Source organism: Alkaliphilus peptidifermentans DSM 18978, from assembly GCF_900101495.1.
GTDB classification, from domain to species: domain Bacteria; phylum Bacillota; class Clostridia; order Peptostreptococcales; family Natronincolaceae; genus Alkaliphilus_C; species Alkaliphilus_C peptidifermentans.
On the sequence record NZ_FMUS01000017.1, the window covers coordinates 18,587 to 43,150 of the forward strand.

Annotated in this window: 19 protein-coding genes; 18 read left to right on the forward strand and 1 reads right to left on the reverse strand. The window is 33.5% G+C overall.

Translation table 11 applies throughout. The features are described 5' to 3' along the window. Positions 1-24 precede the first annotated feature (24 nt). The 17 genes from BLP68_RS12510 to BLP68_RS12590 all read left to right on the forward strand — a co-directional run bounded on the left by BLP68_RS12510 (position 25) and on the right by BLP68_RS12590 (position 21,756). A complete protein-coding gene (locus tag BLP68_RS12510; RefSeq protein WP_091544105.1) occupies positions 25-747 on the forward strand; it encodes a DUF5058 family protein in 723 nt (240 codons plus the stop codon). A gap of 11 nt (positions 748-758) precedes the next feature. After that, positions 759-1,418: a hypothetical protein gene (locus tag BLP68_RS12515; RefSeq protein WP_091544108.1), complete on the forward strand. Its 660-nt coding sequence runs from the start codon at positions 759-761 to the stop codon at positions 1,416-1,418. A 15-nt stretch (positions 1,419-1,433) separates the two neighbouring features. Continuing rightward, positions 1,434-2,864 carry a M20 family peptidase gene (locus BLP68_RS12520; RefSeq protein WP_091544110.1) on the forward strand — a complete coding sequence of 477 codons (1,431 nt, stop codon included), beginning with the start codon at positions 1,434-1,436 and terminating at the stop codon, positions 2,862-2,864. A 253-nt stretch (positions 2,865-3,117) separates the two neighbouring features. Beyond that, positions 3,118-3,831, forward strand: coding sequence for a DUF5058 family protein (locus BLP68_RS12525; protein ID WP_091544112.1), 714 nt, complete (start codon positions 3,118-3,120; stop codon positions 3,829-3,831). Between the two features lie 13 nt (positions 3,832-3,844). After that, positions 3,845-4,531 (forward strand): hypothetical protein, encoded by a 687-nt coding sequence (locus BLP68_RS12530; protein ID WP_091544114.1) that lies wholly within the window; start codon positions 3,845-3,847, stop codon positions 4,529-4,531. 35 nt (positions 4,532-4,566) lie between these two features. Beyond that, positions 4,567-5,907: a CapA family protein gene (locus BLP68_RS12535; protein WP_091544117.1), complete on the forward strand. Its 1,341-nt coding sequence runs from the start codon at positions 4,567-4,569 to the stop codon at positions 5,905-5,907. A gap of 78 nt (positions 5,908-5,985) precedes the next feature. Continuing rightward, complete coding sequence (locus BLP68_RS12540) at positions 5,986-6,549, forward strand: TetR/AcrR family transcriptional regulator (protein WP_176759018.1); 564 nt, start codon at positions 5,986-5,988, stop codon at positions 6,547-6,549. A gap of 120 nt (positions 6,550-6,669) precedes the next feature. Further along, entirely contained in the window at positions 6,670-7,365 is a 696-nt protein-coding gene (locus BLP68_RS12545) for a DUF2786 domain-containing protein (protein WP_091544123.1), read from the forward strand. 1,341 nt (positions 7,366-8,706) lie between these two features. Next, entirely contained in the window at positions 8,707-9,948 is a 1,242-nt protein-coding gene (locus BLP68_RS22140; RefSeq protein ID WP_242876981.1) for a S8 family serine peptidase, read from the forward strand. A gap of 1,137 nt (positions 9,949-11,085) precedes the next feature. Then, positions 11,086-11,835: a L,D-transpeptidase family protein gene (locus BLP68_RS12555; RefSeq protein WP_242876982.1), complete on the forward strand. Its 750-nt coding sequence runs from the start codon at positions 11,086-11,088 to the stop codon at positions 11,833-11,835. Positions 11,836-12,099: 264 nt separating this feature from the next. Continuing rightward, on the forward strand, positions 12,100-12,729 hold the full coding sequence (locus tag BLP68_RS12560; RefSeq protein WP_091544129.1) for an MBL fold metallo-hydrolase: 630 nt from the start codon (positions 12,100-12,102) through the stop codon (positions 12,727-12,729). A 103-nt stretch (positions 12,730-12,832) separates the two neighbouring features. Beyond that, the gene (locus BLP68_RS12565) at positions 12,833-14,218 is read left to right on the forward strand and encodes a serine hydrolase (RefSeq protein WP_091544131.1); all 1,386 of its coding nucleotides are present in this window, start codon (positions 12,833-12,835) and stop codon (positions 14,216-14,218) included. A 181-nt stretch (positions 14,219-14,399) separates the two neighbouring features. Further along, positions 14,400-15,269, forward strand: a complete 870-nt coding sequence (locus BLP68_RS12570; protein ID WP_091544134.1) for an SPL family radical SAM protein — start codon at positions 14,400-14,402, stop codon at positions 15,267-15,269. A gap of 137 nt (positions 15,270-15,406) precedes the next feature. After that, complete coding sequence (locus tag BLP68_RS12575; RefSeq protein ID WP_091544137.1) at positions 15,407-16,591, forward strand: GNAT family N-acetyltransferase; 1,185 nt, start codon at positions 15,407-15,409, stop codon at positions 16,589-16,591. A gap of 276 nt (positions 16,592-16,867) precedes the next feature. Further along, complete coding sequence (locus tag BLP68_RS12580; protein ID WP_091544138.1) at positions 16,868-18,568, forward strand: methyl-accepting chemotaxis protein; 1,701 nt, start codon at positions 16,868-16,870, stop codon at positions 18,566-18,568. 513 nt (positions 18,569-19,081) lie between these two features. Beyond that, positions 19,082-19,933 (forward strand): arginase family protein, encoded by an 852-nt coding sequence (locus BLP68_RS12585; RefSeq protein ID WP_091544140.1) that lies wholly within the window; start codon positions 19,082-19,084, stop codon positions 19,931-19,933. Between the two features lie 491 nt (positions 19,934-20,424). After that, a complete protein-coding gene (locus BLP68_RS12590; RefSeq protein ID WP_091544143.1) occupies positions 20,425-21,756 on the forward strand; it encodes a YjiH family protein in 1,332 nt (443 codons plus the stop codon). A gap of 55 nt (positions 21,757-21,811) precedes the next feature. Here the strand turns inward: BLP68_RS12590 and BLP68_RS12595 are convergent, their stop codons facing one another. Further along, positions 21,812-22,363 carry a TetR/AcrR family transcriptional regulator gene (locus tag BLP68_RS12595; RefSeq protein ID WP_091544146.1) on the reverse strand — a complete coding sequence of 184 codons (552 nt, stop codon included), beginning with the start codon at positions 22,361-22,363 and terminating at the stop codon, positions 21,812-21,814. A gap of 357 nt (positions 22,364-22,720) precedes the next feature. Here BLP68_RS12595 and BLP68_RS12600 point away from each other — a divergent pair, with 357 nt between their 5' ends. Next, positions 22,721-24,514 (forward strand): flavocytochrome c, encoded by a 1,794-nt coding sequence (locus BLP68_RS12600; RefSeq protein ID WP_091544150.1) that lies wholly within the window; start codon positions 22,721-22,723, stop codon positions 24,512-24,514. The last annotated feature ends 50 nt before the right edge of the window (positions 24,515-24,564 follow it).

The following is a 24,564-nucleotide window of genomic DNA, read 5'->3' on the forward strand; positions in this document are numbered from 1 at the left end:
AGAATTTTTAAAGGGGGAATTATTTTGAATTTTAATTTGAACAGCGGGTTTTTATTTCTTGTTGCATTCATCGTAGTTGTATTTGTCTTAGCACAATCATTCTTCTTTCTCATAAAAGCTGTTAGACAAGCAAAAAAAATGAAGCTAAGTCCCGACGTAGTAAAAAGCACCATTTTATCAAGCGCTGTATTTACAATAGCACCAGCGATCTCAATTTTGCTAGGAGTTATTTCATTATCTAAATTTCTAGGGTTGCCTTTACCATGGATTAGACTGAGTATTTTAGGAGCCCTAACATATGAATTGACTGCAGCAGCATCTGCAGCAGCTTCTGTAGGAGTTGTAGTAACGGAACAGATAACCGATCCAAAGGCATTTACAACTATTGTTTGGGTCATGACTATAGGGATTATTCCCAGTGTAGTCTTAATTCCTTTATTCCTTAAGAAGATTCAAGGAGGCATAGTTCGAGTTAAGAATAAGGATTTAAAGTGGGGAGACCTATTTATTACCGCTATCTTTCTGGGAATGATATCTGCTTTTTTAGGAGTTGTTTTTGCAGAAATTCGAAGTGGATTACAGGGCTGGATACCCGTATTTGTCCTATTGTTTTCAGCACTAATAATGATGATATGTGGTTTATTGCTAAAAAAATACAAAGTAAAATGGATAGAAGATTATGCCCTACCCTTTAGTATTTTAGGCGCCATGGCTTTTTCTATCTTCATTACTAATCTGATAGGTTAGGGGGATATGCTATGAAAAAGGTAAACTATGAAGAAGCTGTTCACGTTTACGGTAGAATATGGATGCTTTCAGCCTTTGTGATGATGCTGATGATTCCAACATCCATAGGTGTTTATTATGGAGCTTGGCCAGAGCTCAGTGGAGTAGTTAAAGGGCTATTGGGGGTTGCGCCCATATTTTGGACAGTAGCGGTAATTGAAATCATTACTTATACACCCATGTTGGGGTCTGGAGGCTCCTATTTAGGCTTTGTAACTGGCAATTTGACGAACCTAAAGGTTCCATGTGCCCTTTATGCAATGGAAAATGCAAAGGTTAAACAAGGAACACTTGAGGGAGAGGTTATATCCACCATTGCCATTGCAACATCCTCTATTGTTACAACCATCATTATAGCAGTTGGAGTCTTGATGCTAACGCCACTTACTCCTATCTTAAATTCTGATTTTTTAAAACCAGCCTTTGACAATATTTTACCTGCACTATTTGGTGGGCTTGCTGTCGTATATGTAAGTAAAAATTGGAAAATTGCAATGGCACCTCTGATTTTTATGATTACATTGTTTGTATGGATTCCAAGCTTGGCACATTCAGTATCAGTTCTTGTTCCTGTGGGATCTCTAATTGCCATTGTGGTTGCACGCTTGCTATATGTGAAGGGACATTTATAGAAGGGAGAGAATGGGATGATATATGCTATATTAGGTGTTATATCGGTGTTAGTTGTAGTAATTCTTGTTAGAACTTTGCTATTTAAGCCAACAGAGGAGAATATTGTTGAAACTGAAGCTGTAGATCTAAATATTGATAAAATTGTTTCTAATCTTTCTAGGATGATTCAATGTAAAACAATTTCCCATAATGATAGAGAGAAAATGGATTTAGAGGAATTTAAGAAATTTAGAGAATTGCTTAAAACACTGTATCCAAATCTTCACAGACTGTGTAAAAGGGAAGAGATTGGAGACAGTGGAATCTTATATCACTGGAAGGGAAAACAATCTGATCAGGTAACAATATTAATGTCACATTATGATGTGGTTCCAGCCAATGAAGAGCTATGGTCAAAGGAACCCTATGGGGGAATTGTTGAAGATGAAACCATATGGGGACGAGGAACCCTAGACACTAAAGGTACCCTTTGTGGTGCCCTTGAGGCAGCAGAATATTTAATAGAAAAAGGATTTGTACCCCAGCAGGACATTTACTTTTCATTTTCTGGAGATGAGGAAATCAGCGGTGAATCGGCACCTGCCATAGTTGAATATCTAAATAAAAAAAATATACGCCCTGCACTTGTCCTAGATGAAGGTGGTGCAGTGGTGGAAAACATCTTCCCTGGAGTGAAAGAGGCTTGTGCCTTAATAGGAATTGGTGAGAAGGGATATATGGATGTAGAGCTGGAAATAACAGGTCAAGGCGGACATTCGTCGGCACCACCTCCCCATTCTTTGGTGGGTATTTTGGCAAAAGCAGTTGTGAAAATTGAGAAAAATCCCTTCAATGCACATTTGACACCACCATCTCTAGAGATGCTAAATACCCTGGGGCGCCATTCCAGCTTTGGCATGAGAATTATATTTGCTAATCTTTGGTGTTTTGGGCCATTACTTGGGCTTCTATTTAAGAGAAAGGGTGGAGAAATGAATGCACTACTGCGAACAACCTGCGCTGTAACTAAGATGGAGGGTAGCAAAGCCTTTAATGTGTTACCACCAAAGGCAAGGGTCGGCTTGAATTTACGTCTTTTGGCAACAGATACAGTTGAAGATGCTTTGGAATATTTGAGGAAGGTCATAAATGAAGAGAGAATTAAACTAAGTGTGATTGAAAGCAGAAACGCATCTCCATATGCCAATACAAAGTCGCCTCAGTGGGGTAAAGTAAAAAATGCTATTTCTCAAACCTGGCCGGGAGCCATTGTATCACCTTATTTAATGCTGGCTGGCAGCGATGCTCGACATTTCTGCAAAATTAGTGATAATGTACTACGATTTTCAGCCATGAAGCTTTCAAAGGAAGATATTGGACTTATTCATGGAAATGATGAGGGAGTACGTATAAGTACTTTAATGGAAACTGTCTCCTTTTATGTAAGATTAATAAAACAATGTTAAGCTTTATAAATAATAAAAAGGCATAGATCTCAAAGATTTATGCCTTATTTATATTATAATAAAATAAGTTGTTTAGTATTAGAATACCAATATCAGATCATACCTAAATATTAAATTAATATTTTGAAAATTTTTAATTGACAAAAAAATTCTAAAGAAATACAATTGAAGTGAAACTAGAAAAACCAGATAGGTTTCAACGGTGAGAAACAGTAGGTTATATGCAACTTATTAAAATGGAGGAGGAGTAAGTATGAAGGATTACTTGGTAATTGCCAATAGTAAAGTGTTTTTTATTTGCGGAGCCGTAATTATTTCTTTCATTATTTTACAATCACTTATGTATATGAGATTGGCCTATAAAGAGGGGCTAAAAATTGGTTTATCAAAAGATAAGATGGTTAAGGCATTCAGAACAGGGGTTATATCTACTATTGTTCCCACCATTGCAGTTATAGTGGCACTTATGACCATGACTCCAGTGCTTGGAATTCCAATTCCATGGATAAGGCTTTCAATAATTGGATCAGCACCCTATGAGCTTATGGCGGCAGGAATTGGTGCTAAGTCTATGGGAGTAGATACATTAGGAGGAACAGGCTATACAAAGGAAGTATTCGCCTCCTCAATATGGATTATGTGTGTAGGCTCAATATGGGCAATTATGATTGTGACTTTCTTTTTAAAGAAGATAAAAGCACGATATGCTAGGGCAGTCAATACAGATCCCAAATGGAGATCTATTTTAATGAATGCCGCCTTCATAGGGGTCTTTTCAATTTTCATAGCAGATCCCTTAACCACAGGAGGATTACCTCTTGCAACCTTACTTTCTGGTGCCGCCATAATGACACTCTTTGCAATGTTAATAGTAAAATTTAAGCAAAACTGGTTGAGGGAATTTGCCCTTGCCTTTAGCATGATAGGTGCAATGGTGTGTACTGTACTTATTGCAAAATTATTTTAGGAGGGAAAGTTAGATGGCTATAAAAACCCAAAGCAATTTTCATGAAAATCAATATGAAAATAAAATACATACCATTGGAAGGATTACTTTAATTATGGGACTAATCCTCTCCTTTCTTCCGCCTATAATATTATGGCTAGTTTATGATATAATTCCACCCGTAAATAGCTTATTAAATGGAATTATAAGTATTTCATCAGTAATGATAGCTGTTTCGATTGTGGAGGTATTAACCTTTGCTCCTATACTTGGATCAAGTGCAATGTATATGTCATATCTTACGGGAAATATTTTAAATATGAAAATACCATGCGCTGCAATTAGTATGGAGGTTGCTGAGGTAAAGCCCTCAACTAAGGAGGGTGACATTATTGCAACCATAGCAATTGCTGGATCTGTTATTGCAAGTCAAGTAATTATAATATTAGGCGTTATTATGATAGTACCTATTACAGCTAAACTTAATAATCCAATAATCCAACCTGCATTTGAACAGATTCTACCAGCTTTATTTGGATCTATAGGTGCCTATTATATTCTAAAAGAATGGAAATTGGCAGTAGCACCTCTTTCCATTGCCGTTCTATTAAGTTTTATTCCTAATCTTCCTACTGCCATAACAATACCTATTGGTGTTGGAACAGCAATAATTGCAGCTAAATATCTATATAAGAGAAACATGCTGAAGACTATTGATTAATCTAGATAATCAATCTCAAAGGAGTGACCCATAACATGAAATATCTATTACTAAAGGGCTTATTGTATATAATAGGGTTTTTTAAGGGAGAAAAATATAAATACTCACAGGAATATGAAGACAACTTTAAATATATGGACATCCAAGAAAAAATCTGGTGGGGATATAAGTCAGTTGTTAAGCAGATTGAAAATGCAGAAAAAGATAAAGGCATTGAGGAGTATTTTGCAAATCAAGATCTTAATTTTAAGGATGACTCATTTCAGATCAATAATACCATAACCATAACAGCAGGAGGAGACTTAAGCTCATCAGAGATGATAACTCCTGAAAACACTATTAATCTATGGGATGATGTAGAAAGCTTTTACTTTGCAGCAGATATCGTATGTGCAAATCTTGAATCTCCAATCGTTCCATCAAAGCCAGCAGTTGGAGTGCCTAGCATGTGTTTGACAGCACCAAAGCTTAACACCACCCCGGAAATGTTTGAAAGATTCATAAGTGGCGGTAGGGGTGTAAACTTCTTTGCAACTGCCAATAACCATAGCCTAGATCAAGGAGAGAAAGGAATAATCGACACATTAGATTTTCTCGATTCTAAGGGTTATGGTCATGTAGGTACTGCAAGAACCAAAGAAGAACAATGGGACATACCAGTTTTTGATAAGGACGGTATTAAGGTTGCCTTTATTTCATACACATATTGCCTCAACGGTGAGGACTCTATACCAGGTAAGGAATACATGGTGAATAATCTCCGACTCAACAAACCTGATACTGATATTTCCCTTATTCAAAAGCATGTAAAAATTGCTAGAGATAAGGGGGCAGATATGGTTGTTGCAATGCTCCATTGGAGCTTGGAGTTTGAAACCTATCCAATCGAAAACATAATAAAAATGGGGCATAGCATTATGGAGTGTGGGGTTGATATAATTTTTGGAGGTCATCCTCATGTTGTTCAACCGCTGGAAAAGTACAGATTTTATGATCCGATACAAAAAAGACATAAAGAGGGGTTGATTGTTTATTCATTGGGGGAATTAGTATCATTAAATCTTTTTACTAAAAACTCAAGATTGGCTATGTTGGTTAAGTTAGAGTTATCGGAAGGATTCGAAAACAATGAAAGGGTTGTAAAAATTACTGAGCTCAAGGTATTGCCAATATATATTTTTTATAGAAAAGAAAACATAAATGAAAGTATATATAGAGTATTGGATTTAAAGAAAACTCTACAGGAAATAGAAAATGGAAACAATAAGCATAGATTCACTGAGGGGGATATCAAAGAACTTAAAAGACTTGACAGGTTATTTAGAGAGAAGATAATGCCTAGAGATAGCATTGAAATTACCTGCTCCTATATTTAAGAATATTAGAAATCTATTGTAGAATAAGAAAAAAACATGTTATTATTAATCATAGCATTTTCTTTTGAGGTGATTAGAGTGAAAGACAGAATAATAGAATCATGTGGAAAGTATATTAATTTACATGGGGTTAAAAGGTTTACCCTGGATGATATAGCAAAGGATCTATCCATTGCTAAAAGAACAATATACAAATATTTTAAAAGCAAAGATGAACTTGTAAGTGAGTTTGTTAATACTAGTATAAAAGACAATATCGAAAATACTATAGAAGCAGTTAATAAAGAAAATACATTAATAGATAAAATCAATGCAGCTTTATTATCTCATCATAAGTACGAGATTCCTTTAGATATTTTAGAAGAAATAGAAAAACACTATCCCAATGATTGGAAAAATATAGAAGAACAACGTAGCTTTAAACTGAATATAGTAAGAGATCTTATAAAAGAAGGGATAGAGACTAAAGAACTTAGAAGTGATATAAATATAGAAGTATTATCCCTTATATTAGAGAGAACAACCAGAGCTATTCTAGAGTATAATTTTCTTATAGAAAGTAACCTTAATATAAATAATGCAGTAAAAGAGATTGAAAATATACTGTTGTATGGTATTTTAGAGAAATCAAAGGTTGATTAATATTTGATGAAAAGCTTAGAAATAAGCTTTTTTTTATACACATTTTCCAAAAGATAAGACATCAGTAAATCACATTAATTATGGTATGATAAAATAGCACATCGAATGGAGGACAAGCTATTGAATGGTAAAATAATTGAAAAAATTAAAAAGCTATTAAGCTTGAGCGAAAGTAGTAATCAGCATGAGGCAAGACTAGCAATGCTTAAAGCCCAAGAGCTACTAGTAAAACATAAATTATCTTTGAGGGAAATTGAAGATTATAAAATAGATAGTAACAAAATTAAAGATTTAGCCAGCAATATTACATTCACAAAGGCTAAATGGAAGGCGATACTAGCTGGCTTGATTGCAGATAATTTCGGCTGTTACATTTATTTTAAAACAAGAAATGTAAATACCATTACATTCTTTGGTAGAGAAGAAGACATTGCTGTATGTAATCTAGTTCTTGAATATGCTGTAGATTGCATTGAAAGCACTATTAAAAGAATACAATATAAATATAAGAAAGCGGGATACAGTACTAAAGGTGTAGCCAATGACTATGCAATAGGTTTTATTAAAGGAATGACTGAACAGTTTGATGAACAAAAAAGAACCAATCAAGAATGGGGATTGGTTTTATCAAAGGATAAAGAGGTTGTTGATGCATATAATAAGAAGGTTTTCAAAAAATCCATTAATACAAACACCAGATATAAAGGTAATTCAAATGTATTTAATCAAGGACACAAAGATGGTAAGAAATTCAGTATATCAGATAAAATATCAGAGGGAGAAACTCAGTGCCGAGGGGACAGACTTATGGGGTGAGGCTGCAACCCTACGGAGCCTAGCTAATAGTGCAAAGTTACTTGAAAATAATCCAACCCTACTTCAACTTAGAATACTTCAGGCCATAGGAGAGTCTACAGGGAATACAATCCTTTTGAATACTAGTAATGACGGGATAGGCAGGGTAGCTAAGTAGGCTAGCCTCAGATATTAGACAGGTAATTGTAAGAATAAATTAACTATTAATTCAGTAAGTTGCTGTCATATAGTGTTTTTAAAATTTATACTATAAAGGGAGAAAATATGTTATAATGATATGAAACATAAACGCTTGCCCAAGCGCAGATTAATATTATTGAGTAATATTAATCACTAAAAAAGCAGTTTTGAATCCTATGATTCAGAACTGCTTTTTTCTGTTCGCCACCAACTTCTAGATAATTTAAGTTGAGTAAAAATTGAGAATGATTAATCATAGGACTTCATAGGAAGAAGCATTAATGAAAAAAGCTTGTAATAGTAGACTTTATTATAAAATTAGGGCAAAATATAACATGTACTAAGAAAAATACTAAATTTAGTCGTGAAGATAGGTGCTGGGAGGGTTAGATAGTTTTGTTAGAGTATTATCAACATAGAGAAATACAAAAGATAAAAAACGACCTACATAATTAAACATGATTGAAAGTGACAGAGACGGTAAGGAGTGACCCCCTGAAAGGAAAGCTATAAATGTCTTAATGTCCATTAAGTGAAAATAGGTGGTTAGTCAATAAGTGGTTCTTCAATAAGTCCGCCATGCATAGAGATAAGTGCAACAAGAGCTCAGGTGGAGAAAAATTCAATCGGAACTAAGTTTTCTTTATGAAATATTGAAGGAGTATTATGAGAAACATAGAAAAGATAAGAGTAGAGAAACTAAAAATCGAAGAGAAAAATTTGTACCGATTACCAAAGGTTAAAATTGACCTTTTTATCACTTAGTAATATAAAAAAATAAAAAACTACTAAAGTAAAGAAGAGATAATAAATGAAGGATTATGTCATAGAGCAAATAATAGAAACACAAAATGAAAACAAAATAAATACAAAATAAATACAAAATAAATACAAAATAAATACAAAATAGAAAAGATGATATAACAGAAATAACCCGGTATAGCAGGAGAAAATCCTATTATCAGAGTTTATCATCAGGTGAAGATGAAGAGAGTAATACAGTAGCCTTAAATTATTATAATGGTCTTAATCAGCTCATAAAAACACAGTAGGTGAAAAAACTATTAACTTCACCGACAAATGAAAACTGGCTTAAAACCAGTAAAGAAATAAATGACTTTGTATACTAAGAAAAATGAGGGAAGAGGGGAAGAGTACAATATGCGTAAACATGTTATTATTATCAGTATATCGATTATTATTATACTTTCTGTTGCATCCATTTACTACTTTTTTTTTCAGGAGCCGGAATATATTACAAATATGAATAATAACGGTATAGGCATAACAAGGCATCTTGATGCACTTGATTTTTCAAGAGGAGAAATGAAAAAACTGCCTGAATATAGTCCAGCATCTTCAATTTGGAAGATGGATCTTAGAAGTTATGACCTTTCTAATCTCAATCTGGAGGACAGATTGAAGGATCTAGAATTTGCACATTTTGACAGCAAGACAAAGTGGCCTGATGCTTTGCCTGATGAATTTAAGCCTTACGAAATACTGGAAAATTGTAAAAATCCAGGGCTAAACATAAGAGAACTTCATAGAGAAGGAATCGATGGAAAAGGAATTGGCATTGCAATTATTGACCAAGGTCTTTTAATAGATCATATTGAGTATCGGGAACAACTTAAATTATACGAAGAAATTCATAGTTCGGATATAGTAGCTACCATGCATGGAAGTGCTGTTTCTTCCATCGCAGTCGGTAAAACTGTAGGTGTTGCCCCGGGAGCTGATTTGTATTACATTTCATGTTCATTTGGAAACGTTCATCGACTAAGATATAATTACAATTATATATGGGTGGCTCAATCAATCGAACGTATAGTGGAAATTAATAATACCATTCTTGAAGATAACAAAATCAGAGTCATTGCTATTTCCAAAGGCTTTGAAAAATATGAAAGGGGATACAAGGAAATAAAAAATGCCATAGAGCTTGCTGAAAAAAATGGTATTTTTGTAGTTTCATGCTCATTAAGTGATTTTTATGGGTTTGATTTCCACGGTCTGGGTAAAACCCCACAATCAGATCCTGATGATTATACATCTTACAAACCTGGTCTTTGGTGGGAAAAAAAGTTCTATGAAAGACCTAATTATCTGAGAAATACAACTTTGCTGTTTCCTATGGATTCGAGAACAACCGCAAGTCCTACTCATACAACAGATTATGTGTTTTACAGGAACGGGGGATTGAGTTGGACTGTTCCATATATAGCAGGTCTTTATGCATTAGCCTGCCAGGTTAATCCTGAGATAGCACCTGAACAATTCTGGCAAAAAGCGATAGAAACGGGTGATTCTGTTATGATTACCCATGATGGTAAGGAATATGAGCTGACAAAAATTGTGAATCCCATAAAACTGATAGAAACAATTAAGGCACAGCAGTAGAACAGGCAAGTTAGATATCAACCTAGGAAATAGTCTCCAATAAATCGAATAATGCATTTTGGCAAAGGTCTTTACCTTTGATTTGAAGAATATACTATAGCAAGTGGTAAACCAGGCTCACCTTCACCCTTAGGCTCCTGGAAAATAACAAACAAGGCAAGGTGGGGAAGCGCCTTCAGAAGCGATGGATGGGACTGAAGGTACTGGAGTACATGTCAACAAGAAGAAATTTGAATAACTACCTTCCAAACATTAGAAAAGCTTAGAGATAGGCTTTTTTTATTTTAAGATAACTACTAATAGGTGTACTATATGAGTAGTTCGATGTAAATTTTTTGAAAAGAATGTAATTATTTATCCAACGGTTTATAAAGGTTTTATATAATCTTAGGGAGAATAACCTTTATAAAGTTATAAATTGAAAGTTTTTGTAGAATGATGAATGCCTTAATAACATAGAATTGAGGTGTATACTTTGCTAATTTTCCTAGCAGTATCTGATGATTTAACAACAGAATATGATATTTATAGATTCTTCTATTTACCCTAATTTATCCAACATCTTTACCAGAAGGCTACATATTAAGAAATCACTGAGTTATGATAAGGTTCAACTTTGACCGGATATCAAAAAAAGTCTAACCAATACTAAAATATAAATTGGAGATGTGATTAAATGCAAAAAGGCTTTGTTTTTGGGTTGATTGCTGGGATAATTTTCGCTTTTGCGTTTTCTTTATTAATAACTAATGGGAATATAAAGAAATCACTTTTGATTACAATAGTTTCTGTGTTATGCGTCTTAGTTCAACATGGTGTAAGAAGAGTATATAATAAAGAATGAAGAGAATAAAAAGGAATGGTTTGTCAAAACTCTCATCCATTTTATTTCAATATTGTTTATTTTTAAGTAAGATCTTTTTTACTTAAATGCAATAGCACCCACCCCGCTGATCAAGATTTAATACAGGATCAACAAATGCAACTCCCTTTATACTGCCAGAACCAAATTTAAGCCATAGCCCTTCAATTACACTATTTAGGGCTCTTTTTCTATCTAATAACCTATTTGTAAACAATATACTCGTATTATGAATTTCTCTGCCGCATATAATGTTATGTGGAGGAGGGATTAAGTTGTTTAGGAAATGTAAACCAATACTTTTTTTGATTATTGTTACAGCTGCTATTTTCGCAATAGGACATTTTCAGGTCATAGGTTATTTTTTAAATAGAGGTGATGTAAGAGGTTTAAATGAATACATAGAATGGGAAAATCAAATGATATTAGATAATCCAGATTACGATGATTTAAAGATTCTTGTAGATATATCCGTAAAAAAGCTGTACTTACTTAATGGAAAAGAACTAATTAAAGAATATACTATAGCAAGTGGGAAACTAGACTCACCTTCACCCTTAGGCTCATGGAAAATAACAAATAAAGCAAGGTGGGGAAGTGCCTTCGGAACCCGATGGATGGGACTGAACGTACCCTGGGGTAGCTACGGAATACATGGCACAAACAAACCAGACTCAATTGGATACGATGCGTCAGCAGGCTGCATTCGGATGCATAATAAAGATGTTGAAGATTTATACCAATATGTTAAGCATGGCACGCCAGTTGCCATTATAAATGGAGAATTCGGACCCTTTGGCTATGGGCTAGATACCATTCGACCCGGTGATTTTGGGTCCGATGTATACGAAGTCCAAAGAAGATTACAGGTATTAGGCTACTATCAGATAGACTATTTAGATGGTAAGTATGGACCCCATATGGAGAATGCTCTATATCAATTTCAAAAAGACAATGGCCTACCTAAAAACCCAAATATCAGCTACGAAACCTATAAAGCCTTAGGTGTTGTTTTGATGGAATAATTAAGATTAATCATTCATTTCTCATATACTATCATTATCTAGCACATATGATATAATTTAGTCATATGAGCACTTTGTCCTTTAGAATTAGACAAAGAGCTAGAGGTGATAGTTATTTTTATACACTAAATTATGCCAATAGCTACATTGTATTTTTTTATGCTAGGACATATTTTATCGAATAAATTGGTTAAACAAGCTTTACTATGTTAAACAGAGGAAAGAAATTTTAAAGTCATATTAAAAACTAGAGAGGAGACTTCTATGAAAATCCAAAGAATTATAGTAGGTATAAATGAAACAAATACTTATATTCTCCATGATGAAAATACGATGGCAGCCCTAATTATTGATCCCGGTGACGAAGGAAAAACAATAATGAGGTATATAGATAGAAATTCATTAAATCCTATGGGAATTGTATTAACTCATTACCATCATGATCATACAGGAGCAGCTGAAGAACTAAAAAATAAGTATAATTGCCCCATTTATGCCCACAAGAAAGAAGCAAAGGGGCTACAAGATCCAGAAATAAATAGATCTATATCAGTGAGAAGAAAAATAATATCTATAACACCAGAAAAATTAGTAATAGAAGGAGATGTTATAAGTATTGATGAAATAGCTCTTGAAGTTATCCATACACCAGGTCATACACCAGGGGGTATATCCCTTAAGGTGAAGGGCTCAAACATTGTTTTTACTGGTGATACTATTTTTAGTGACGATTTAGGACGAACTGATCTAGAGGGCGGAAGTGAGGAGGCGCTAAAAAAAACAATAACCAATAAGGTATCAAGATGGTCAAATGATACAGTTATATATCCAGGCCATGGTGAAATCTCTACAATGGCAGCAGTTAAAGGGAGAAACATTCAATATTTAAAATAATAAATACTTATTTAAAACAATTCCTAAATTGCAATAGCAAATTGAACTAATTATAAAATTATTGCGTACTATTTTATAGAAGGAGTAATGGAGGTGAAAAAATATGAAAAATAATAGATTTTCTTCTTTGGTGTGGCTTTTGATTATGATTAGTCTCTTAATTTTAGTTATAAGTGGGTGCGGAGGAAAAAACGACACGGCAATAGAACTGGAAAAATTTATGGAAGCTTACAATGAGAATAGCAGTTATAAGTACAGCGGTACCATATTAGTAGCTAAAGGAGATGAAATTCTCTTAAATGAAGGCTATGGAATTGCAAATTATGAAAAAAACATTCCGAATAGACCAGATAATGTATTTGCTATAGGATCAATCACTAAATCCTTTACAGCCGTAGCAATTATGCAGCTTCAGGAAAAGGGGTTTCTAAATGTAAATGACCCAATATCAAAATATATTGATGGGCTAGATAGAGGAGATGATATAACCATACACCATCTTTTAACCCATACTTCAGGTTTAGACAGAGAGGGTAGATTTTTAGGTAGACAAGAAGTATTGTTGGAAGAAAACATTAATTTAATTAATAAACGAATGATGCTATTTGAGCCAGGTGAAGATTACTCATATAGTAATGCAGGTTACATAGTTTTAGCGGCAATAATTGAGAAGGTTTCAGGTGAGTCATATAATGATTATATACATGCCAATATATTTACACATTTGAGTATGGATAATACTAGAGGTGGAATTGATGATACCTATGCTGAAAATCAATCCATTGGATATAACATAATGTCAAATGATGCAAGACCTCAGTCGATATACAATTTTTCCTGTATAATTGGCAGTGGAAATATATATTCTACTGTTGAAGATTTATATAAGTATGATAGAGGGCTTAAATATGATAAATTACTAAAAAAAGAGTCTATCGAAAAAGCTTCTTCACCCCACTGGGGAGATTTAAGTAACGGTTACGGATATGGATGGATCATATCAGAGAAATATGATAGAAAGAGGCTTAGTCATGGCGGTGCCATTGGTGGTGGAGGCTATAATTCATTTATTATTAGATATCCTGACGATGACTATGTACTGATTTTTTTAAGTAATAACTCTGATGTAACTGCACTTATGGTAGTCTCTGAGACTATGGAGGCTATTGTCTTTGGAGAGGAATATATTTTCCCGCAGAAAATAGAAACAGCAGAGCTAGACTCAGGAATTCTACAACAATATGCTGGTGATTATAAATTTGAAGAAGGTTTTACAATATCAGTATTCTATAAAAATGATAAGCTTTATGCAACTGCAGATGATGGTAATCTATATCAACTATTACCAGTAAATGAAACATGCTTTTATTACGAAGGTCATCCATGTACTAAGGTTGAGTTTGAATTAGCTGATGAAGAGAATGTAGTAGCGTTAAAGGTATGGAGTAGCACTAGATACTACGAAGGAAATAAAACACATGAATTTTAAAAGGATGAGTGGCACATTTTCATAGAAGAGCTGTAAATTATTTGAGAATATCAGTGATATTATAGAGTCGTAAAAAAGATATTAGGAAATATTGATATATGACATACAGTTGTCAAGGTATGTTTATTAGAATAGATTTATAATACTTTATAACTTCGGGTCAATTGAAAGGAAGATATGTATGCATTATAAAGAATATAAATCAATTTTATCACCAAAAAACGGAATGAATATATATCGTGGTTGTAGTCATGGATGCATTTACTGCGATAGTAGAAGTAAATGTTATCAAATGAAGCATCAATTTGAGGATATTGAAGTAAAGAAAAATGCTCCTCAAATGCTGGAGATGGAGCTGTTGCGAAAACGGAAAAAATGCATGGTAGGTACAGGTGCTATGGGTGATCCTTATATTGAACTGGAAGAAAAGTTATGTTATACGAGGCAATGTATAGAGATAATTGATAGATATGGGTTTGGGCTTGCAATACAGACAAAATCCAATAGGATTTTACGAGATATCGACTTACTGAAATCAATAAATAAAAAGTCAAAATGTGTTGTGCAGCTGACACTTACAACCTATGACGAGGACATGTGTAGAATAATTGAGCCAAATGTTTCAACTACAAAGGAACGATTTGAAGCACTTAAAATATTCAGAGATAACGGAATTCCCACTGTTGTGTGGTTGACACCTTTTCTACCATATATAAATGATACTGAAGAAAATATAAGGGGGCTCTTAAAGTACTGTATAGAAGCAAAGGTGTATGGTATTATCAGTTTTGGCATTGGACTAACCTTACGGGAGGGAAATCGTGAGTTTTTTTATAATAAGCTTGATGAAAAGTTTCCACAACTAAAGCAAAAGTATATAGATAAATTCGGGTATTCTTATATATGTAACAGTGATAATCATAATCGGCTTATGAAAATATTAAACATGGAGTGTAAAAAGCACGGTATAATATGCAACCCAAATAGTATTTTTTCTTATATGCATACATATGAGAGTAAAATAGAAAGTAATCAGTTAAGTTTGTTTTAAATATCAGATATTGAACTAATTAAAAAAAGAACGTAAGAGTAATGGAGTTTTTAAGTCAATGGATACTATGAAAAAGAAGTCTACAATAATTAATATAGGCTAAGTTAAATATTAAAATGGAATAAGGGGAGAAGTGTATGTTTGAAATTCGAAGGATAACAACTGAAGAAATGGATGATGCTATAAAACTATCTGAGTATTCATTTAAGTACAAACTTAAAGATGAAGAACGAGAAAAAAAGACAAGCTTTATGGAGGATCATATAATATTTGGTGTATTTGATGACCAAGAAATGATAGCAAAGACCCATGTGATTCCCCTATACGTCCTTATTAATAATAAGGAACATACTATGGGAGGAATAGCCAGTGTTTCTACCTACCCTGAATATAGAAGAAAAGGAATTGTAAACAGACTCATTAATCTTTCCATTGAAACCATGAAGGAAGAGGGGCATATATTAAGTTATCTACATCCCTTTGATATAAATTTTTACAGAAAATACGGTTATGAGCTTATATCAAACTTAAAGAAGACAACAATTTTAAACAAAGATTTAAGTTATTATAAAGGCATTGAAGGTAAAGTGGAAAGGAAAAAAGGCTTAGATGGTCTTAGTACAGTCAACGAAATTTATACTAAGTACATAACAAAATATAATGGGATGCTTATTAGAAGTGAAAAATGGTGGAGGGATAATCAATATGATGGGGAACATATACCAGCCATTTACTATAATGAAGATAATGAACCCAAAGGATATCTATTCTATAAGATAATTGAAAACAAGATGGAAGTTAAAGAATATATATATTTAGATGAAGATAGCAGAAGAGGACTATGGAACTTCATAGCTAATCATGACTCTATGATAGAAGAAGTAGAGGTTATTACTGCCGACGATGAACAGATGGCTTTTTTATTCAATAATCCAGCAGCAAAAATACAATTAGTACCTTACTTTATGGCAAGAATAGTGCTTGTAAAGGAATTTTTAGAAAGATATATTGACTTTTCAAGACTTGATAGAGAATTGGTACTAGGATTAAAAGACCAATGGGCTACTTGGAACAATGGGATTTATACCATTTCATCTAATGGAGTTTCGTTTGAATCTGTAAATAAAGAAGCTTTAGAAGATCAATTACATAAATCAAAGGCACTATACATGGATATTAATACTCTAACCGTAATAGCATTAGGTTTTCAAAAACCAGATTTTATGTATGAGTGCAGAAAAATATCAGGTGATACAAATACACTAGAGCTTTTAAAGTCTTTACTATCCAAGAAATATTGCTCCTACTTAGATTATTTTTAGACATTATTTACTAATTAAAAACAAATTTTGACTAATATAAGAAAAAATTGACAATTCAAAAACTTTCAAATATAATTAATATATCTAAATACCTTGTAATTACTTAATTTAGAACGATTTTATCATTTTATAAATCAACCAATGCCAGTAATATTCAACTAGAAAGAAGGGTTCTATATCTATAAGTATCAAATCAAAAGTTAATCGTATATTACTTAATTGGCTTTATGGATATCTAGTCAACAACAAAATACATTTAAAGATTGGAGGAACTCCATGAAAAACATTACAAATAACATCAAAATCACTACTTATATAATAGTAATCATGATTGTGAGCTTAATAGCTATTATAGGTGTTGGAGTTATGGGATATTATGGTGTAGGCACAGTGAATGACAACGTGGCAAATATGTATGAGGATGCACTTATTCCTATACAGCAGGCTAATGATTTAGCAAATAAAGTAATGCTATTAAGAATTGAGATGATGAGGCTTAGTGAGTTAGGTTATAGCTCCAGCATTGCAAACAGTATTTCTAGTTTAGACGTTGAAGTAAGAGAAATGATTGAAGCATATGAAATTGTCGATGAAGAATCTAACCATTACTTAATGTTCTCAATATTCCAGAGAAATTATGATGGATTTATGAAGTTTTTCGATGATTTTAGAGATAGACTTTTCAATGGAGAAGAGGCAACGCCAGAAGATAAATTAAGGCTTACAACCCAAGGAAACCAGATGATTACAAATCTTTCTATGGTTATAGATTACAATAGAACTGCAGCTGAAGAGCTTAGTATAAATAGTAACAATATTTTTAATAAAACGAGAAATGATATGTTGGGTGTATTTGCTGGAGCAGGAATAGTTATACTGCTATTCTGTTTATTCCTAATAACCAACATAAAAAAAGCAATAAAAGAGACTATAAATGACTATGAAACTATATCAAATGGTGATTTTTCAATAGAAATAGAGGCAAATGGTAAGAATGAATTTAATGTTATGCGAAAATCTCTAGGTAATACCATAGGTACCATTGCAACTATGCTGACTGAAGTAAAGGGTAGGTCATTTAAAGTTAATCAACACTGTCAGGAGCTTGCAACTGTCTCTGAACAAATGGCATCTTCGTCAGAGGAGGTAGCGATAACTATTCAAGAAATAGCTAAAGGTTCTGTTACCCAAACTGAGGAGTTAAATAATATTAATCATATTATAGTGCCATTCAATGATAAGCTACAAAAAATGGTTAGTTCCATCAATGAAGTAAATAGCTATACCCAAAAGACCGATACCATGGTCTCTGATGGAAATGAAACATTACAGGACTTAGTAGAATCGATAAATAAGTTCAATGAGTTATTTATTGAAGTTAGGGAAAAGGTTAATGAATTCAGCGGTAGTATGAATAATATTAAATCCATAACGGTATTAATAAAAAATATTTCCGACCAAACTAATCTATTAGCTTTAAATGCTGCCATAGAAGCTGCAAGGGTAGGAGAAGCAGGAAAAGGCTTTGCCGTAGTGGCTAATGAGATAAGGAGTCTTGCAGAAGAAACTAAGATAGCGTCAGAAGACATCAATCAATTACTGGTGACTTTAAGTGCTAGCAACACAGATATAATTAATTCAACAAGTGAAATTCAAGCTGATACAGAAAATCAAACAAAAGCTCTACAAAATATGCTTGAGTCATTTGGAATAATAAGTCAACAGATATCGGGTATTTTACCAAAAGTCAATGAAATAAGCAAATCTATCTTAGAGATTAATGAAGATAAAGACATAGTTATTGCTAAAGTTAATGATGTTATAAATATTGCAGAAGGAACATCAGCTTCAGCTCAGCAAATATCAGCATCTTCAGAAGAAATGAGTGCTGCATCCCACGAAGTAGCCCTAACGGCTCAGTCATTGAAAGAATTAATGGATTCCATGGAGAGTGAAGTTAATAAATTTAAATTGTAACCTAGATTCTACGTGTAAAGAATCTTAATAGTCCTTTAACCAAGTGTTTGAAATAATTATGCGAAGTCCGCTCATTCACCCAATGGGTGAATGTAAACAGCAGCAAAAAATCCAACTTTACATGTTTTTTGTCTTGCCTATTGGGTAAGAATGTAGCAATAAAAACGTTGCGTAGGGGATGGATTATGATTAACTAAATTGATTTCAGCGCAAAAATTTAACCTCAAATGCTGGACTTTTCCTTCTGCTAGAAAATGCAAAAGCAAATGGCATTTTTGATATAATAGAGAAAGATCTCCCCAAAACAGTTTTACTCTTCTGAAAAAAGAGGTATCTTCACAATAAACATGTTGAGAAAGGGGGGGAGATACAATGTTATAATATAGAAAAAGGTGCTTATATTCTTCGTAAATGCATATAAATAAAGAATTTTAATGTTGGCGTAGAATTTAGGTATCAAGTCGTTAAAAACTAGAATATTTTACTTAGAAAGCCAACGGGAGGAAATGTAAAATGAAGAATATAAAATTAGCCGGAATACCCATGAACTCGGGAGGATTATATACTGGAACTGAAATGACTCCTAAAACTCTTAGAGAGGCAGGGTTAATTGAAGAATTAGAAAAACGAGGAGTCAAAGTATTGGATATTGGCGATGTTAGCATTCCTAGTTATATACCTAGACACAATGTACCTCCTATTAGAAACTGGCCTAGCCCTCGTGTAGTGTGGGAAGAGATATATAATCAATCTAAAGACTGGTTTAATGAAGAAGAAATACTATTAATATTTGGCGGAGATTGTAGTATTGTTACTGGTACTATGCATAGCTTATATAGAAGATACGCAGAGGATATTCATCTAATCGTAATTGATGCACATATAGACTCTTACAGGCCTTCTGCAGATAGGTGCATAGGTGCAGCTGGGGCGGGATTGTGGTTTCTTTTAGAAGAAAATGATTTTTTTAATAGCTTGAAGGGATTTAGTGGAAACAATATAACGATTGTGGGTTATCAGCATGAATCAGAAATTAATAACGATGTAAAGAAGCACAGTTTATCTGAACTTAGGGAAAAAGGATTAAGGCAAGTTATACAAAAGGTTCTTAAAGAAATCCCACAAAATAGAAAAATATTGGTTCATTTGGATATAGATGTGATTTCCAAGGAAGAATTGCATGCAGTTTATTCTCCAAGCAAAATAGGGCTTTCTATTTTAGAAACGACGAAACTTCTCAGAGAGATTCTTGCTGATTCTAGAACCGTAGGGATAGAGTTTACTGAATTTTTCCCCCTATATGATAGTGACGGAAGTCAGTCTGAAAAGTTAATTAATATGCTTGTTGAGATATTTAGAGAATAATATTTCCTGAAAAATTTATCTTAAATGAGTATTTTTTGATAGAATTCCTTTATAATTACTGATTTACGGAGGTTAGTGTGAAAAATAAACCCAGGCCCCTCAAAAAGGGCGCACGAAATAAAGGTAAGCCAAAATAAACGTTTTAGCTTTAGTAAGCTAGGGGACACAAAACTACCCGCTAGAAGCGGTGCAGGCGCGGATGCTAGTTATAAGTAATTAACGCAAAATATATAATCATTAAGTCGATATCAGTAATAAGAGAATTCTTAAGCCAAAACAAGAATTCTTTTTTTGTGCATAGGAGGGTTCGATATGAACTTTCCTAAAGAACTCAGAGGATGTGTCGCAAAATATAGTATACTATTATGGAAAACTATTATACCAGATGTTATAATTATGTATAGTTTAAAAATTATCAATCTAGTATAGTTATAATTGCAATCGGTTTACTAACCTTTATAATTAAACAGAGAAGAGAGAGAGCGGTTTATATGAATACTGATAAAACAATGTCTCAGTATAATAAAATACATAATAAATCAAATATAATTAAATTTATAATATTTAGTTTTATTGGCATTTTTGTATATTTTATTCCATTTACAATTAGTGGAACAAAAACTATTATGCTAGATCATCTAGTTACCGCCATTACAATAGCCATGCCAAGGTTAGGGTCAAGCTTTGCCTTAGGTATGATTATACTTGGAGGGTTAGTTCCTTTTTATGAGAAAAACTGGAATAAAGATATAAACTCAGTTATAATGTCGGGACTAAAGGCGTTGGGTATACTCCTTGGTATGATGGCATTTTTTAACTTGGGACCTGAATGGTTGATGCGAGAAGATATGTTACCTTTATTATTTAACACAATTGTAATACCTGTAGCCATAATGGTTCCATTAGGTTCACTATTTTTAACTTTTATTACTGGATATGGATTGCTTGGATTTTTAGGAGTTATATTGAAACCAGTGATGCAGCCTATATGGAAGGTGCCAGGGACAGCTGCTGTAAATGTTGTAGCATCTTTTGTGGGTAGTTTTTCAGTTGGAATTTTAATGACCAATAACCTCTTTAAAGAAGGTAAATATACAAGAAGGGAAGCTGCCATCATTGTTACAAGCTTTTCAACTGTTTCAGCAACCTTCATGGTTATTATAGCTAAGAGACTTGGGTTAATGTCAATATGGAATACCTTTTTTTGGACTACTCTTATAATAACATTTATAGTTTCAGCCATTACAGCAAGACTAAAACCACTCAGTGCTATAAAGAGTGAGTATATTAACGATTATGGAATAATTGAGGCAGAACCGAAGGAAAAGATACTAAATAGTGCCCTTAATGCGGCTCTAAAAGAAATAGAAAATAATAAATCTACCTGGAGAAGCATAATTAGTAATCTTAAAGAAGGCATTTATATGACATTACGGTTTCTCCCATTAATTTTATCTATTGGAGTAATATCATTTTACTTAGTAAAGATGACCTTCTTTTTTGATATTATAGGCTATATTTTTTATCCTATTATTTATATTTTAAATATTCCAGAGCCATGGATGGTAGCTAAGGCAATATCTACTGTAGGGGCTGAGGTATTAACGCCGGCAATTATTATGTCCAGCATCGAAGCACCTATAGCAGCAAGATTCGTTACTGGTGTTGTTTCTATATCCTCCATTCTATTCTTTTCTGGATCTATTCCTTGCATCATTAGTACAGATATTAATATAAGTATTAAGGATATATTTTTAATTCTAATGGAGAGGATAATTATAACCCTTGTGCTAGTAACACCCTTGATGAAAATACTATTTTAAGAGGTTGAAAATAATAAAACAGGGGCTTGCCAGAGAAATTTGGCAAGCCCCTGTTTTATAAGATTTTAACTAAACGCTTCACATAATTATTTACAGCTTCAGTAAGGTCATATTTACCGTCGTGTAAACACCAGTCATAAACAACACCTCTAACGGCTATAAAAAGAAATCTTACAGTTTCCTCTGGGGTTATATCGGTAGATATATCTCCCTTACTTTGCCCATCTTCAATAATAGCTTGTAAAACATTTTGCATAGGTCTTCCTTTTGTTGCAAAAAGATTATTCTTAACGGTATATAACTGTTTTACAAAATCAATACCTCGTTCTTTATTATAATCAGCATAGTATTCAAAAAAACGAATGACTCTTCCTTGTGTGTTGCCTTCTTTGATTTTACCCGCCACATCATTCACAAAGTAATCATCAGCCAGCTTGAAAATCCAATCTAATATCTCATTCTTTGATTTAAAACAGTTGTAAAAAGACCCCACCGATACACCTGCTACCTTACATATTTCGTCTACGGTAATATTTTGAAAACCCTTCTTTTCTATTAATTCAACAGCAATACGATATATTTTATCCTGGGTATTGAGGGCTTGAATTTGTCTATTTGTAAGTTTTTTTCAGACATAGTAGTTCTCCCATATTTTATTTACTCAATAGATTATAACAAATATGTTCAACGAAGTAAATTATAGAATGACTTCATTTGATAATGCATTGAAAAAAAATTAACAAAATGCATTGACTATTAATTAACAATTTAATATAATGAATACATTCAGTGAATACATTCTATGAAAAAGCTTTATTATATCTATAATAGACAATAACTTAGGTTTAGAGAGTCTATTTACTGAAGCATCACAGTGAATCATACTAATTTCATTTACAATTATTAATGTAAATGAGGGTGTAAGAAGAATTCAAAGATGATAATGATAAGGGGAGGATGAAAAATGTTAAAATTTAAAAAAACTTTTTCTGTATTGTTATGTATTATACTGGCGATATCAATAATCGGCTGCCAATCAAAATCTGAAGAATCATCAGGTGAAGCTTTATTTAAAGCTGGTACATATACGGCATCTGCCGCTGGACACAACGGCGATATAACAGTTGAAGTTACTGTAGATGAATATGAAATTAAAGAGGTTAAGATAGTAAGTCATAATGAAAGTCCTAGTATTACAGATGCTGCAATAGAAAGAATACCACAGGCAATTGTGGACAATCAAACCTTAGCTATAGACGCAATAACTGGTGCAACAATTACAAGTGATGCTATTATTGTTGCTGTAACTGAAGCCCTTAAGTTAGCCGGAGCAGATATAGCTGCATTAAGTGTAAAAAAGGACAGTGATGCAGTTGCAGGTGAAACCACTGAGTATAAAACAGATGTAGTTGTTATCGGTGGCGGCGGTGCGGGTCTTGCAGCAGCAGTATCTGCTCATCAAAATGGAGCAAAGGTTATAGTACTTGAAAAAATGCCAAGACTCGGAGGAAACACAATCCTTTCTGGTGGAGCCTTCAATGCAGCCAGTTCTCCAAGGCAGGTAGCTCAAGGAATAGAGGACTCAATCGACAAGCATTTTACTCAAACCTATGAAGGCGGAGATAAGCTTGGAAACCCAGAATTGATAAGAACACTTGTTGAAAATGCATATCCAGCTATTGAATGGCTTGAAAGCTTAGGTATGAAGTTTAATGATGAAGTCTTTACTGTGCTAGGCGGATTATGGCCAAGAGCTCATAAACCATCAACACCATTAGGAACAGGATTTATTAATACTTACCAAGATTACATCAATGCTAATAATGATATAGAAGTACTACTTGATACTGAGGCATTAGAGCTTATAGTAGTAGATGGTAGAGTAGCAGGTGTTAAAGGAAAGGGTCTTAAGGGAGATGTAATAGTACATGCCAACAACGGTGTTGTTTTAGCTACAGGTGGTTTTGGCGCTAATACTGATATGATAGAACAATATAATCAAAGCTGGCCATCTCTTGCAAATGTTAAAACAACCAATCATCCAGGGGCAACAGGTGATGGTCTAGCAATGGCTGAAACTGTTGGAGCAAATCTTATTGGATTAGAAAACCTTCAATTACTGCCATTGGGAGATCCTAATACAGGAAGTCTTAGTGGAAATATTGAGCAAGGTGTTGAAAACAGAATTTTTGTAAATAAATCGGGTAATCGATTTGTAGACGAAGGTGCCCGTAGAGATGTTATGACAAAAGCATTACTAGAGCAAGAGGACGCCTATTTATGGGTAGTACTTGACAAAAAAAATTATCCAACACCTGAAACTAAAAACAACTTTAATGAAACAATAGAAGAGTTAATTGCTCAGGGTCGAGCTTTTAAAGGTGATACACTTGAAGAGTTAGCGGAAAAGATTAACGTTAATCCAGATAATCTTGTAAAAGCAGTTGAAGAGTTTAATAAAGCAGTAGCAACAGGTGGACCAGATGAATTTGGTAGAACATTGTTTGACACTAAGATCGATACACCGCCATTCTATGCAGGACCACGGGTTCCAACAGTGCACCATACTATGGGTGGAATAGAGATCAATACAAATGCTCAGGTACTAAATAAAAATGGTGAAGTAATACCAGGCTTATATGCAGCAGGAGAAATTACAGGCGGAATTCATGGAAGCAATCGTTTAGGTGGAAATGCCTTAGCTGATATAACTGTATATGGTAGAATTGCTGGAGAAAGTGCTGCAGCTAAAAAATAATAAACAAAGTTTTATTTAAAATAAGTACACTTTTAAAGCTAATACCAAAT